16 protein-coding genes are annotated in these 13,600 nt (G+C 61.9%); 9 read left to right on the forward strand and 7 right to left on the reverse strand.

What is annotated here, in order from left to right:
- Nucleotides 1–59 precede the first annotated feature (59 nt).
- The 5 genes from nadB to AC1RBA_RS04635 all read left to right on the forward strand — a co-directional run bounded on the left by nadB (nucleotide 60) and on the right by AC1RBA_RS04635 (nucleotide 3,556).
- The gene (nadB, locus tag AC1RBA_RS04615; protein WP_070218697.1) at nucleotides 60–1,673 is read left to right on the forward strand and encodes an L-aspartate oxidase; all 1,614 of its coding nucleotides are present in this window, start codon (nucleotides 60–62) and stop codon (nucleotides 1,671–1,673) included.
- A 139-nt stretch (nucleotides 1,674–1,812) separates the two neighbouring features.
- Nucleotides 1,813–2,226 (forward strand): hypothetical protein, encoded by a 414-nt coding sequence (locus AC1RBA_RS04620; RefSeq protein WP_492416872.1) that lies wholly within the window; start codon nucleotides 1,813–1,815, stop codon nucleotides 2,224–2,226.
- Between the two features lie 89 nt (nucleotides 2,227–2,315).
- Nucleotides 2,316–2,702 carry a hypothetical protein gene (locus tag AC1RBA_RS04625; RefSeq protein ID WP_492416873.1) on the forward strand — a complete coding sequence of 129 codons (387 nt, stop codon included), beginning with the start codon at nucleotides 2,316–2,318 and terminating at the stop codon, nucleotides 2,700–2,702.
- A 116-nt stretch (nucleotides 2,703–2,818) separates the two neighbouring features.
- Entirely contained in the window at nucleotides 2,819–3,070 is a 252-nt protein-coding gene (locus AC1RBA_RS04630; protein ID WP_492416875.1) for a hypothetical protein, read from the forward strand.
- Between the two features lie 3 nt (nucleotides 3,071–3,073).
- A complete protein-coding gene (locus AC1RBA_RS04635) occupies nucleotides 3,074–3,556 on the forward strand; it encodes a hypothetical protein (protein WP_492416876.1) in 483 nt (160 codons plus the stop codon).
- Nucleotides 3,557–3,764: 208 nt separating this feature from the next.
- Here the strand turns inward: AC1RBA_RS04635 and AC1RBA_RS04640 are convergent, their stop codons facing one another.
- From AC1RBA_RS04640 to AC1RBA_RS04660, 5 genes are read right to left on the reverse strand one after another with little or no spacing between them, the layout of a single operon-like run.
- Nucleotides 3,765–5,129, reverse strand: coding sequence for a toxin-antitoxin system YwqK family antitoxin (locus AC1RBA_RS04640; RefSeq protein WP_492416877.1), 1,365 nt, complete (start codon nucleotides 5,127–5,129; stop codon nucleotides 3,765–3,767).
- Nucleotides 5,114–6,460 (reverse strand): toxin-antitoxin system YwqK family antitoxin, encoded by a 1,347-nt coding sequence (locus AC1RBA_RS04645; protein WP_492416879.1) that lies wholly within the window; start codon nucleotides 6,458–6,460, stop codon nucleotides 5,114–5,116. Before AC1RBA_RS04645 ends, AC1RBA_RS04640 begins: the two co-directional genes overlap by 16 nt.
- 9 nt (nucleotides 6,461–6,469) lie before the next feature.
- On the reverse strand, nucleotides 6,470–8,809 hold the full coding sequence (locus AC1RBA_RS04650) for a hypothetical protein (protein WP_492416880.1): 2,340 nt from the start codon (nucleotides 8,807–8,809) through the stop codon (nucleotides 6,470–6,472).
- Nucleotides 8,806–9,564: a PP2C family serine/threonine-protein phosphatase gene (locus AC1RBA_RS04655; protein ID WP_492416882.1), complete on the reverse strand. Its 759-nt coding sequence runs from the start codon at nucleotides 9,562–9,564 to the stop codon at nucleotides 8,806–8,808. The genes AC1RBA_RS04650 and AC1RBA_RS04655 overlap by 4 nt, the downstream gene beginning before the upstream one ends.
- A 14-nt stretch (nucleotides 9,565–9,578) precedes the next feature.
- A complete protein-coding gene (locus AC1RBA_RS04660; RefSeq protein WP_492416884.1) occupies nucleotides 9,579–10,262 on the reverse strand; it encodes a vWA domain-containing protein in 684 nt (227 codons plus the stop codon).
- A 207-nt stretch (nucleotides 10,263–10,469) separates the two neighbouring features.
- Here AC1RBA_RS04660 and AC1RBA_RS04665 point away from each other — a divergent pair, with 207 nt between their 5' ends.
- On the forward strand, nucleotides 10,470–10,940 hold the full coding sequence (locus AC1RBA_RS04665; protein WP_230503445.1) for an RDD family protein: 471 nt from the start codon (nucleotides 10,470–10,472) through the stop codon (nucleotides 10,938–10,940).
- An 82-nt stretch (nucleotides 10,941–11,022) separates the two neighbouring features.
- Here AC1RBA_RS04665 and AC1RBA_RS04670 read toward each other — a convergent pair whose 3' ends face one another.
- Both AC1RBA_RS04670 and AC1RBA_RS04675 read right to left on the reverse strand, forming a co-directional pair.
- Nucleotides 11,023–11,238, reverse strand: a complete 216-nt coding sequence (locus AC1RBA_RS04670; RefSeq protein WP_230503447.1) for a hypothetical protein — start codon at nucleotides 11,236–11,238, stop codon at nucleotides 11,023–11,025.
- Entirely contained in the window at nucleotides 11,235–11,498 is a 264-nt protein-coding gene (locus AC1RBA_RS04675) for a hypothetical protein (RefSeq protein WP_492416886.1), read from the reverse strand. Before AC1RBA_RS04675 ends, AC1RBA_RS04670 begins: the two co-directional genes overlap by 4 nt.
- A gap of 289 nt (nucleotides 11,499–11,787) precedes the next feature.
- Between AC1RBA_RS04675 and AC1RBA_RS04680 the strand changes: the two genes are divergently transcribed.
- The 3 genes from AC1RBA_RS04680 to AC1RBA_RS04690 all read left to right on the forward strand — a co-directional run bounded on the left by AC1RBA_RS04680 (nucleotide 11,788) and on the right by AC1RBA_RS04690 (nucleotide 13,584).
- Complete coding sequence (locus AC1RBA_RS04680) at nucleotides 11,788–12,522, forward strand: helix-turn-helix transcriptional regulator (RefSeq protein ID WP_083287099.1); 735 nt, start codon at nucleotides 11,788–11,790, stop codon at nucleotides 12,520–12,522.
- Between the two features lie 186 nt (nucleotides 12,523–12,708).
- A complete protein-coding gene (locus AC1RBA_RS04685) occupies nucleotides 12,709–13,158 on the forward strand; it encodes a hypothetical protein (protein ID WP_230503452.1) in 450 nt (149 codons plus the stop codon).
- 33 nt (nucleotides 13,159–13,191) lie between these two features.
- A complete protein-coding gene (locus AC1RBA_RS04690) occupies nucleotides 13,192–13,584 on the forward strand; it encodes a hypothetical protein (protein ID WP_492416888.1) in 393 nt (130 codons plus the stop codon).
- The last annotated feature ends 16 nt before the right edge of the window (nucleotides 13,585–13,600 follow it).

Raw genomic sequence — 13,600 nt, forward strand, 5'->3', positions numbered from 1 at the left:
CATTACCGAATGAGGGGAAATGGCATATAGTATGCTTCCCCTAAAAGAAGATAAATGTCATGAAATTTGATGTAGCGATTGTCGGCAGTGGCCTGGCGGGTTTATCGGTTGCACTGCATTTAGCTGAGACGCGCACCGTCGCGATCATTTCCAAACGCGCGCTGCTCGATGGCGCCAGCAACTGGGCGCAGGGCGGCATCGCGGCCGTGCTGGACTCCGGCGACAGCCACCAGCAGCACATCGAAGACACCCTGATCGCCGGCGGCGGCTTGTGCGACGAGAGCGCCACGCGCTACATCGTCGAGCACGGCCGCGAAGCGATCGAATGGCTAATCGAGCAAGGCGTGCCGTTCACGCGCGACGCCTCGGCCGAGCTGGGTTTCCACCTGACCCGCGAAGGCGGCCACAGCCAGCGCCGCATCATCCACGCGGCCGACGCCACGGGCCACGCCGTGCAAGTGACGCTGGAAGAAAAGGTGCGCGCCCACCCGAACATCAGCCTGTTCGAACACCATTGCGCGATCGACCTGATCACCTCCGACAAGCTGGGCATGAAGCCCACGCAGCGCAATGCGCAACCGCATTGCCACGGCCTGTACGTGCAGGATGAGCAAACGGGCAAGGTGCACACGTTTGCCGCCGAGCACACCGTGCTGGCCACGGGCGGCGCCGGCAAGGTGTATTTATATACCACCAACCCCGACACGGCCAGCGGCGACGGCATCGCCATGGCCTGGCGCGCCGGCTGCCGCGTCTCGAACATGGAGTTCATCCAGTTCCACCCGACCTGTTTGTACCACCCATATGCGAAATCGTTCCTGATCACCGAAGCCATCCGCGGCGAAGGCGGCTTGCTGAAACTGCCGCCTGAAGCGGGCGCGGCTGCCGGCCAGCGCTTCATGCTGGCCCACGACGAGCGGGCCGAACTGGCGCCGCGCGACGTGGTGGCGCGCGCCATCGACTTCGAGATCAAGAAGCGGGGCCTCGACTACGTGCACCTCGATATCAGCCACAAACCGGCCGAATTCCTCATCGAACACTTCCCCACCATTTACGCGCGCTGCCTGGAACTGGGCATCGACATCACCAAGCAGCCGATTCCCATCGTGCCCGCCGCCCACTACACGTGCGGCGGCGTCGTGACGGACCTGTCCGGCCGCGCCGACTTGCCGGGCCTGTATGCGGTCGGCGAGACGGCCTGCACGGGCTTGCATGGCGCGAACCGCCTGGCCAGCAATTCCTTGCTGGAATGCATCGTCATCGGCCGCGCCTGCGCGCAGGATATCGAAAGCAAGGAAAAGCTGGGCACGCCCTACCTGCCCGACTGGGATGAAAGCCGCGTCACGGATGCGGACGAGGAAGTGGTGATTTCCCACAATTGGGACGAGCTGCGCCGCTTCATGTGGAATTACGTGGGCATCGTGCGCACGACCAAGCGTTTGGAGCGGGCCCAGCACCGCATTGCGCTCTTGAAGGAAGAAATCGACGAGTACTACCGCAACTTCCGCATCACGCACGATTTACTGGAATTGCGCAACCTCGTCGACGTGGCCTCGATGATCGTCAACAGCGCCCTGTCCCGCCGCGAAAGCCGTGGCCTGCACTTCAGCCGCGATTATCCGGAAACCTTGCCGAAGGCCATCGCCAGCGTGCTGACGCCGCCGCACCGCTAAGCCACCAGGCCCTTCCATCATGGAACCCATGCAAGGTCCGGGGTCGTACCCTGAGGGTACGACCCCAATCTGTGTCTTTGGGGAACGCCATTTGCTGGAGGCGGCCCCGCCGCAGGCATCGCGCAATCACCAAAACTGAATGCAAATGTTGAATAAGAGACTTTTTGATGCCATTGCATCCGCGGTGGACCTGGATGACCCTGCAGAACAATCTTTAGCGCAGCGCTTCATGATTGAGGCTATTGACAGATTGACTGCCCAATTGCCAGCGGTTGCCAGGTCAGCGGCAGCGGTGGCGAATCGATACATGACCGGTGCGGCGACGGCTGAGGAAGTCATCGCTGAGCGTGTACGCCTCTGGCGAGCAATTGAAGGGCGAGACCAATCGGACGAGCCGGACGTTTTGAAAATAAGAACGGCCATCTGCGTCTTGCATCCTATGGATAGTGGCGCTACTGCCGAAACATTGGAGTATTTTTTTGAATTTTGGCGGCAAGCAGGCTTGGCGCAGGCTGAGCTTGAGGCCGCTGCTCGGAACAGGTATGGAATTTGAGGTGGCTTCAAGCGGCCAGGAGCGGACGTTCGTGCAAACATGCGAGATGCAGCGCATTAAAGTCATTCATAAGCTGAGTAGGATTAGCAATGCGAGAGGAATCAAAAGAAGAAGTTCGCCGGATCTTGCAGGGAGCCTTTGGCAGCCTAAATCTCCATAGTGAGCTTCCATCAAGGGAGTTTTACGCGAGACTAAGCGTTGTTGGGCGTCCTGACGTATGGATACTAATCTACGGCGACTACATGGATTTCTCTTATACGGAAAATTCTTCACCGGTCTCCCTCATCACCGACGTTTTTGCAGGACTTCAGCCTGCACAGATCATCGATTGGTCGCCCGGCCGGCTGGCATGTGTTCAGTACAAGTTAGCTGACCCTAACATGCTATTTCAAGCGATCGATGCATTACTAAAGAAACTTTATGGACTTACCGACTACAAACTCGCTGGCTCCCTAGAAACGTTTGGACGCGCGTAAGTTTGTGGGAAGGAGCCATTATTTGATAGTAACAATCGGCCACTAGCAGACGTTGCCTATAGAATTATGATCTGAAGCTTACTGAAGATATGCGAGTCGACGAACAGTCAATCGGCATGCTGAAAGACAAAGAGACCGATGGGTTCGTCGACTATTTTTTCATCGCGAATCTGTGGTGCAAAGCAACACTCTCGATGCGTAGCTTCTATTACCAATGCCCGGCGATGACTCTGGAACTAGATTTAAAAAAGCTGTGTGGAAAATCCGTAACGAGTATCGTGCAAATGGCGAATGGCCTAAAGGCAACCAATATGCGTCGGGCTGAATCCGGCCAAAAGCAGACATATTTACGTGACTTGCAAGCCTGAGCAATGGACAAACAATATTTGGAAGAAGTCGAGGTCTGCGGCCTCTTCGGTGAAGGCGTGTGCGAAATCTGTGGGATGCAAGGAGCTCATCCGGCTTGTGAAAAGTGGGCCATCGAAGCTGATCGAAAAGTTCAGCAGCGCGAATCAGAATTCCTTGAACGATATTCTCTTCATGGCCGACGCGGAAGCGTTGGCCACAATTCGAAAGACTCGCTCGACCAAGCCGTCAGAGCGTTACAGCGGCACCTTGGCCGACCGGTCGAGTGCGACCTGAGTTATTCAATTGAAGGTGACTCATGGTGGTTCATACCTGAAGGTTGGATCGGTATGATTGGCTTTATTGTGGAAAAGCAGTGCTTGACTATTTTTCCTTTGGGATCAGGATTAGTTGGCCGCAGCAAACTGAGCTTCACTCCATCCGCCTGGTGCGGCATTACAGCGTATCTGGCTGGGCAGGTAGAACCGGTTGGTCGATCAACGCTTTGAACGAGCGGAGAGATGAGACGCAACCATCCGGATCTTGCGGTTGGGAAGGTCCGCTTCGGGGCGAATGCAGCCGACCACAAAAGGCCCGGTCCAGCACAAACGGCCATGCGCCAAGGTCCCGTCCGGGCTGGCAGCGGTGTTTGATGCCAGCAGCACAGTGCTGCGACCGGAAGAACTGTGGATGCCATCCGCCATCCGGTTACCTCGCTCAAGATTCCGGCATCAGCGGCTCAATCCCATCCTCCGTGTACGACATCTTGGCAGACGCACCCATACACTCCCCCTGCGGCTCGTCCGCCACATAGCGGCATTCGCTTTCCAGGCTGCCATCTTCGTTCCAATGCCGCGTCCAGCCCTGGCGTTCGCCATCCACGTACTCGATCAGCTGGCGCGGCTTGGCATCGGCATACCACGAGCGCAAGGCGCCCTCCTCGCGCCCGCCCGCGTTCCACAGCTTGTGCACGAGCAACACGCCGGCCCGGCTGAAGCGCTGTTCGCTGCGCAATACGTAGTGGCCGCTGTGCGTGCGCTTGCTGGCGACCTTGCCGTCCGGATAATATTCGACGCTGTCGCCGGCGGGCTTGCCGTCCACATAGCTTGCCGTGCTGCGTACCTTGCCATCCGGGAAATAGCCGGTGCTGGGGCCCGTCATGATGCCATTCACATACTGGCTGCGGCTTTCCACGGTGCCGTCGGGATAGAACAGCAGCAGCTCGCCGTGCGTCTCGCCCTTGACCCGCGTCATGCGCGTGCGAAGCTTGCCGTTTTCATCGAACGTTTCCACCACACCATCGGCGCGGGCGCCGTTGCGGTAGGTGCGCGACTCGATCAGCTTGCCACTCTGGTGATAAGTCTGCTCTTCGCCTTCCTGCACGCCATTGCGCCAGCTGCCGCGCATGGAAACCTGGCCGTCCGGGTAATAGCGGGTCTGCACGCCTTCCTGCACGCCGCGCCCGTCCTGCTCCACCAGCATTTCCAGCTGACCATGCGGGTAATACATGCTGTAGTTGCCCACCAGCTTGCCGCGCAGGTAATCGGGGGCGTCGACCTGGCCCGTCAGCCGCTTCGGTTCGCCTTCGCGCACGTGATAGATCTCGACTTGCCAGGTGCCCGGCGTCTTGCCGGGCGGCAGCGGAACGACCAGCGCATAGCGCGCATGTTCCTTCACTTCGCCGCGCGACAGATGGTGATTCAAATACAGGCGCGCCTTGCCGTCCGCACACGCTTGCGGCTCGCAGCCGCCAAGCTTGCTAACTTCGGGCATGGCGAGCGCTGCGCCCGGTGCCGGACACGATCTGATGCGCATCAGCAAGGGCGTCGCCTCGCGTATCAACGGCGCCAGCTGCTGCTTCATGGCCGCGTATTGCGCTGCGTCCAGGTGCACGGACAAGGCATCCATGCGCACCTGGCGCCCGCCGCAACCGTTGTCACTGGCCAGTGTCAGTACATCGCCGCCGCCCTTGCCGGCCTCGGCCTTGATCGCGCTGACCACTTGCCGCTGTTCGATCTCGGCGTGGACCAGCGCCGGCCACAGCAGCGTTGCAAGCAGCACATGCTTCACAAGGCGCGCCATGCCTGCTCCTTGCGCTGCAGTTCCGGCGCCGGCGGCGCCTCGCCGCAGCCGCCCTGGGCCTTGCCGGCCACATACTGGCACTCACTTTTCAGGCTGCCATCTTCGCGCCAGCTGCGGCTCCAGCCGTCGCGCCGGTCGTTCACATACTCGATGGCTTGCTCGGGCTTGCCGCTTTCGTACCACGAGCGCGACGTGCCCTGCTCGCGCCATTGGGCATCCCAGCGTCGTTCCAGCACCAGCACGCCCTGCGGACTGTAGCGCTGCAGGCTCAGCAGCCCGCCCTTGTCGCCGTACCGCTGGCGGCTTTGCACCTTGCCGTCGGGATAGAACTCCAGCGCTTCCCCGACCGGCAAATCGTCGACCTGCGTCATCCTGGCGTGCACGGCGCCATCGGGGTAGTAATTCGTCGTCACGCCATTGGACTTGCCGTCCTTCATTTCTGAACGGCTGGAGATTTTTCCATCCGGGAAATACGTGAGCATCTCGCCTTCCATCTTGCCGCCACGCAAAGTGTAGCTGGTGCCGGGCTTGCCATTTTCATCGAAGGTTTGCACGGGCCCGTCCAGGCGCTGGCCGTCGCGGTAGCGGCTCGTCTCGCTCAGCTTGCCCGTCGCGTGATAGCGCTGGTGCTCGCCCTCGGGCATGCCATGGCGCCAGTTGCCGCGCAGCTCCAGCGTGCCGTCGGGATAGTACTTGCTGCCGATGCCGTGTTGCCGGCCTTGCCCATCCTGCGCCACCTGTTTCTCGACTTTGCCATTGGGGAAATACGTCACATAGCCGCCCACCAGCTCGCCGGAGGCATAATCGGCGCGGTTGACCTGGCCGGACAGGCGCAACTTGTGGTCGGCGACGCTATAAATATCGACCTTCCATGTGCCTGGCAGCTTGCCTTTCGGCAAGGGCAACAGCAGCACGTTGGGCGCTTTTTCCTGCTCGACGGGGTAGAAACCTTCGTGCAGGTACAGCCGCGCCCGGCCATCGGCACAGGCGGCTGGCGTGCAGGCGGCGATCTGGCGCACGATGGGCACGCTTGCATCCTCGGGGCATTTTTTCAGGGTGACGCGCATGGGCGTCTTGCTGCGGATGTGCCGGGCCAGATCGGCTTTCAGCGCGTCGTACGGCGCCTCGTCCAGATTGACCGAGCGGGCATCCATGCGGATCTGCTTGCCGCCGCAGGCCGTCGTGCCGGCAATCGTGAACACGTCGCCGCCTTCGCTGTCGGGTTCGACGGCCATGCTTGTCAGCAGTTGACGCTGCACGATGTCCGCCTGCGCCAGACCCGGGGTCAGCAGGCAAGCGCCAAGCAGCGCGCATAAGGTCTTGATTTTCATGGTATTCCTTTAATTTTCCGTCGTGGCGGCCACGCCGGCCGGCACGAAGCTGACCCGGCCGTTACGATAGCGCACCAGCACCACCACCTTGGCCTCCCGCAATTGACCGTGCTGCACGGCCGGCAAGTAGGTCCAGCGCTTCACGCTGTCGAGCAGCACCTTGTTGAGCATCGGCTCCATCGGCAACTCGGCCGCCGCATAGCTGAGCGTGCCGTCGGCCGCAATGGTCAGGGTCAGGCGGTTTTCACCCGTTGCATGCTGTTCGTCCAGCACGCCGTAAGTCACGGTCGTCATCGTCTCGCGCTGCACGCCGCCGACCTGGTCCCGCAGCGGTGGCATGGCCTTGAGCCTGGCCGCCAGCAGCGCGCCATCGGCCAGCGCCTTGTCCCAGCGCTTCTGGTAATCCCACCCCTGAACCAGACGCAGCATCTTGGCGTTCAGGTCCATGCGTTGCATCGTGCGGGCGACGCCATTGTCGGACGGCTGGCCCGGCTCGGCGGGCAAGGCGTTCTGCACGGCATAACGGTAGGCCGTCAGCTGCGCCAGCGCCACCATGTTGACGGCATCGCGCTCGTCGCCGCCACGCAGCAGCGCCGTCGCCGCGATGCCCAGCCAGGCCGTGCCATCGGTCGGGCGTGCCCACAAGGCTTGCTCGAAGTACTGGCGCGCCGCCTGCGGTTCGTTCAGGCTCAGGTGCATGCGCCCCATGGCCGCCGCCACCAGATGGTCGCGCGGGTTCGCTTGCAGCAAGTCAAGATAGCTGGCCACCAGCGAAGGCTCATAGCCGGGCACCCAGCCCAGGCCTTCCAGCAAGGACGCGCGCAGCTGCGCCTGGACGGGGTCGCCGCCGTAGACAGACGATTTTTGCTCTCCGGCACGGTACAACAGCTGCAAGCCCCGCGTGACGGCGTCATCGTCGCCCTTGCTGACCGCTTGCGACAGGCTGCGCACGGCCTTGCGCGCATCGGACGGCTGGAAACCGGCCGCCTTGCGGGGGCGCCAGCTGAATACTTCCAGGCCGGCCGCCTGCTCGGCTTGGGCCTGCATCGCGGCCTTGTCCTTCGCCTCGTCGGGCGACGAGGTCCAGGCCGTAAAGCCGATCAGGAACAGCACGATCAGCAGCACCACAACGGCCCAGCCCTTGCCCGTGATGCCGCCCCCCGTGTTGCCCGCCACGGGGATGAAGACCGGCGCCTGGCCCGGCGCCGTATGGTGCGCGCCGCGCTGCTGCGGCAACGATGGCTGTTGCAGTTGCATCTGCTGCGCCTGCACGGACGCTTGCGCGGCCGAGGCGATGACCTTGTCGCGCGCGCAGGCCGCGCAACCGTGGCCCGCAAAATGCTGGTGTTCGGGATTCACGGCGCACACTGTCAACTTGCCGCCACTGCGCTGCGCATAACCGCGCAGCAATTGCGCCCAGTCGGCCGCCGATGGCCGCTGGGAGTTTGGCGACTGGGAAAACGCGCGGTCGAACATGGCGCGCAGCTCGGGCGGCATCAGCGCGTGGCCACTGGTGGCGTTCGGCGCCAGCAGCTTGTGGCGCTTGGCGCCATACGCGTAATAACCGTCGCGGATGCGGCCGGGAATATCGGTGGCCACCTGCGCATTGCCGGGCCGCCCGCTGTACGGGTGGATGCCGAAGTTCAGCAACTGAAAGATGACGACGGCCAGGGCGAAACGGTCCTGTGCCATTTCCGTGCCCGCAGGCATGCCCTTGCGCTGGAATTCCGGCGCCAGGTAGTCGGCCGTGAATTGCTCGGCAGGAAAACGTTCCGCATGGCCCTGGATGCTGAAACCGTCGCAATCGAGCATGGCGATGTACAGCGAATCGCGGTAAAAGCGCAGGTTCACGGGTTTTAAGTCGACCACGTAATGCTGCTGCTGGTGCAGCGCGTCGAGGACGGCGGCCAGGTTGGCGGCCAGGGTCAGCTTGGGACCGAGTCCCGTGGGCAAGCCGGCCGCGCGCGCTTGCCGCTCCTGCATGATCTGTTCCAGTTCCGCCGTTTGCGCCATGTCAAGCAGGGGCATGACGAAACCGGCGAAGCCGCCCTGGCCGTCGAACACGGCCGCTTGCGGCCAGGCGATCTGCACGTAGCGCTTGCCGTTTTCCAATTGGTCGGGCAATTCGGGCGACAGTTCCAGCATCGCTTCGAGCTTGCGCCGGTTGGCGGCCCGGTCCAGGTGCGGATGGTACAGCTTGGCCACCTGCGCGGGCGCGCCGGGCAGCAGATACACGCTGCCCGCCCCGCCGCTTTTAATCAGTTTGCCCAGTACCAGGCTGCGGACTTTATCGAGCCATATCTTGCCGCCCGGACTCAGACCGGGCGTGACTCCCTGCTTCCGGCTCATGCGCGCAAGGCCAGCAGCAGGGTCTTGTCGTCGCCCGTGATCTGGTGCGTGCGCGGGTCGGCCAGGGTGGACGCCAGCGCCGTATTGCCCAGCTCGCTGCTCTCGACCGTGCGCAGATAGCCTTGCACGGCATCCATGAACGGCGCGTACAGCGCTGCATTGTTCTTGCTCATGGCAAAGGGCATGCAGCCATCCGACATCAGCACGACGCCGCGCACGGCTTGCGGAATCGCCAGCAGGCGCAGCTGTTCGCGCCAGCGCTCGCCACTGATGAAATATGTTTCGTTGGCGTATTCGCCGTTCGCGGGCAGCGAGATCAGTTCGCCACCGTCCATCAGTTGCGCCACGCCCAGGCCATCGCCCAGGTGGAAGAAGAAGCCGGCCTCTTGCCCCATGACCACGCCCACCACCGTGCTGGCGTAGTCGTCCAGGGTGGCGTTGGCGGCGCGGGCGATGTCGTCGAGCGCGGCGCGGATCTGCGCCAGGGTAGCCGCCAGCGCGCCGTCATGCAGATCCTGCACGGTGGCGCCCTGCTCCAGCCGTCCGGCCAGCGCCTGCACGGTTTGCGCGGCAACAAACTGCGCGCCCTGCTCGCTGAGCCTGGCCGAACCGGCGCCGTCGCAGACGACGGCCACCAAAACGTCGTTCACGACGGCGTGCGCGTGCGCGTCCTGGCAAGGAATGTCTTTATCCAGGTGTGCCTTGCCCGTGACGGACGCGCCGAACACGCGCCAATGCTGATTTGCTATCGCCATGGATCAACGGGCTTTCACGTACTCACGACAGACCAGCCGTCCGTCGAAGCCAGCTGCGCCTGCGCGCCGGGGCGCGACTGCGACACCACCTGCATGCTGGCGCTCAGCCACAGGAACAGCTCGCGGAATTGCAAGCCTTTCAGCTGCTTCACGCCCCGTTCGCCACGGCTGGAAAACTGCCCCAGCGTATCGATGTTCGCATGGTCGCCCACGGCGATGGGGAAGATCGCCACTTTATTCGCCTGTTCAGCCGCGCGCGCCTGCTCGGCGCCGCGCTGCCAGCGGTCCGTCGGCTCGCCGTCCGACATCAAAAACAGCCACGGCCGCGTGTACGCCACACCCGCCGCGCGGAAACGCTGCTTTTCCTGCTCGATTTCGGCCAGGGCCAGTTCGACGGCCGCCCCGGTCGGCGTGGTGCCGTTCGCGGACAAAACGGGCGCCGTGAAATCCATGGCGTCGCACCAGGTGCTGGCCACCACGGCTTCATCGTGGGCGCCGTATTGAATCACGAGGATGCGCACGCGCTTGGCGGCGATCACATCGGACTTGAGTTCCTGTTCCAGCAAGGCCAGGCCATCGTTGAGCAGCGAGACGGGTTCGCCCGCCATGCTGCCGGAGCAGTCGAGCACGAGCACCAGCGGCGTGCGTTGTTCGGTGTTGTCGACCAGGGCGACGTCAGGGATCATTATGGATGTCATGTACTTTTGATAGAGTTGCAAAATAGCCTAGGCCCGAAGCTTACCCTATGGATATGTTTTCCATGCGTCCGATTGCTGCGGATGACACCCTGCGCTATCAAATACCTGACAAAAGCTCTAGCTTGCAATGAAAGCAACAAGGTCGTACACTGCGCCATTCTGCCCCGACGCTGGCGGCCACCCATTTACTGACGTTTTGGAAAAATAATGCAACAGAATCCTGAAATGGACTATGTCGGCTTTTGGCCACGCGTTGGCGCGACGTTGATCGACAGCTTGCTCTTGCTGATTATCATCATGCCGATGCTGATAGCCATATATGGCCGAAGCTACTTTTCGACCGATTCCTTGTTTCGTGGCCCGGCCCACTTCATGATTTCATGTGTCATGCCGCCACTGATTCAATTGGCGTTTTGGATTACCTTGTCTACAACACCTGGCAAGATGGCCATCGGCGCGATCATTGTCGATGCGAAGACGGGCAACAAGCCTTCTGCCGGCCAGTGTGTCAAACGCTGTCTCAGTTCTTACCTGTCCGCGCTACCGCTTTACCTGGGGTTCTTTTGGATTGGCAAGGACTCGCGCAAGCAGGGGTGGCATGACAAGATCGCTGATACGGTGGTGATACGGCGCAAGACCGCTGCAGTGCCGGCCTCTCCTGGCCTGCCATTGCAATAAGCAAACTTGATGATGATACCTCTCGCCAACTTGGACGAACATGCCCTTCGGGAAACGCATCAAGAGCTGTTTCGCCAGGGAGTTAAGGGAAAGTGTCAAGCTCCTGTCCGAAATGCAACGGCGTGCTTTGACAGCGAAAACCGTTGCGTTGCTGGAACTTAAATTCTGTCCGCGAGAAACAGAAGATTACGACGAACCGGCCAGCATCGGCGGGAGCATACGGGGGAACCTCCACGTTTTGCTCGACGCGGACATCCTTGCCGTCTTTTACCGTATGAATGACGATATTCGCCGTCATTCCCGCTTGCCACACGCGGGGAATGGCAAGGCACAGGTATAGCCGCCGCCCTGGCCAGCGTCCAGATAGCCCGCTTCCGCAGTGGCGCCATTCTGCAAGGTCACCTCATAACTGCCTATCCCGTGATCGGTATGGTTGTAGCCGCTTAAATTCACCGTCAACTCATGGCTTTCCTTGCCCATTGCCGCCTGTGAAACCGCCATGCAAAGACACAGGAAACCGATCAAAAGCGGTCTCATCGAAAAAATACTGCTGGTCATATGACTTCCTCGATCAGCATGGCATGCGACTCCGGTCCCATGCCCTGAGTTTATATTTATGACAATATTTTATTGTATCGGGGAATGTTAATCCGGGAGCACGATTACATCGGCGGCGGCGCATTGCGGTGGGGCAGCGTTTGTACTATCTTGATAGTTGCCCAGGACAGAAGGCAGCGAACAGACCTTCCTCACAAAGGTAGGGCGAATCGCTGCGCCACACCGCCCTTACCCAGTTCCGCACCTGCGCGCCTGCGGCACATTGATGTAGTCAGGATTGGGGGCAAGCATGGACACAGGTACAGCAACGGCGGATGTGGGGAAACTGATCGCCGCCATGTACGACTCGGCCTGCGGCGCGGGCGACTGGCCGCAGCTCGACAGCTTTGACCTGAGCGGCCAGCAATGGCAGGAACTCTTGCCGCATCTGCAACGCGCCCTGTGCCTGCAGCAGCGCCTGCGCGAAGCCCAACTGGCCAGCCACTGCGCGCTGGCGGCGCTCGACGCCATGGGCGCCATCGTGCTGGTGCTCGACGCCAACCTCGGACTGCGTTTCGCCACGCCCGCCGGCCACGCCTTGCATGCGGCGCAACTGGCGCACGCCGCGCCGCCCGACCTGGCGCGCGCCGTGCGCATGGTCATCGCCAGCACCGGCGGCGCAGCGCAATGCCAGTCGCTGCGCCTGGCGCGCAAGCAGCAAGGTCCCCTGGCCCTGACAGTCACCCCGCTTGCCGATTGCCAGCCCCCATGCGCGCTGCTGATCGCGCGCGATCCCACCCAAGCGAGCACGTCTGTCACTGCCTTGCGGCAGCTGTTCGACTTGACGCAAGCCGAAGCGCAAGTGGGCAAGGCACTGGCGCAAGGGGCCACCATCGAAGAAATCGCCGCGCGCGGCGGCATCAGCGTCAATACCGTCAAGACGCATCTGCACCACACCTATTTGAAGACCGACACGCGCCGCCAGGGCGAGCTGATCGCGCTGATCCACGGCGCGACGGCGCACCTGACCGTGTTGGATGCCTGAGGCCGTGTCATCCGATCGGATGATGTGCGCGGCATCTTGCCTGCCTACACTGGAAAGACCGGGCGCCCCCGCCTTGCCAAGGTCACCACGGCGCATGCGGGCCACCCGGCGTGATTTCCCTGGCATCGACAACAATATCGCCGCGCCGGCAGCGGACGGCATCAAAGTTCAAGGATGGGTAAAAAAATGAAAACATGGATCTTGGCCGGCACCTTGGGCATCTGCGCCCTGCTGGCAAATGCACAAACGCTTCCCGACAGCCAGACCGTCGTCATTCCAGGCGGGCGCATGCAGACTATCGAACTGCCCGCCCACAGGCACTTCATGAGCGCGCAAGAATTTTCTCCGTTCCGCGGCGGCTATGAGCTGTCGAACGGCAAGGTACTGTACCTGCGCAATATAGGCAGCATCGGCGCCATGATGTATGCGCGCATCGATGACCAGGAAGAACACCGCATCGTCGCCAGCGGCAGCAACAGCTTCGTGGCGCTCGACCGGCAACTGGCCATGCGCATCGACTTGCGCGACGATGGCAGCGTGGGCGGCGAAGTGCTGATGGTGGTGCCGGCCGAAAAACTGGCCAGCGGCGACATCGTGCCCGCCCATGTTCAAAGCATGAGCCTGGCTTCGCGTTGACGCAGCAAGCCGCCTTCCGCATGGGTGACAGCCATGAGCAAGCAATATTCTGTGCAACAGCAAAACGCGCTGACCTTGGCCGCCATCAAACAGACAGCGGCCTGGTGGCGCGCCCGCCCCCTGCCCGACGCCTTGCGCCAGTGCGCGGCCAGCCATGGCGTGGCGCTGGACGCGGCTATCATGCTCGACCTGCAACTGGCCTTCCCCGACCTCCCCCTCGTCTGCGGCAAGCTGCTGAGCGCCGATGGCCGCTTCATCCATTTCGAAATGGACCTCGACGACGACCTGCGTCCCTTGCCTGGCAGCGTGGCGTGGGACGACATCAGCGCCAGATTTGACTTGGCCCCACACAAGCGCGGCACGGGCGTGGGCTATGGGGTGTTGTGCAAGAAAGTGCTGCAGGAATTGAATCGCGGCGCGCCCTAGCCGAACCGCTGCCGGC

The organism is Janthinobacterium sp. GW823-FHT03B06 (assembly GCF_058796955.1).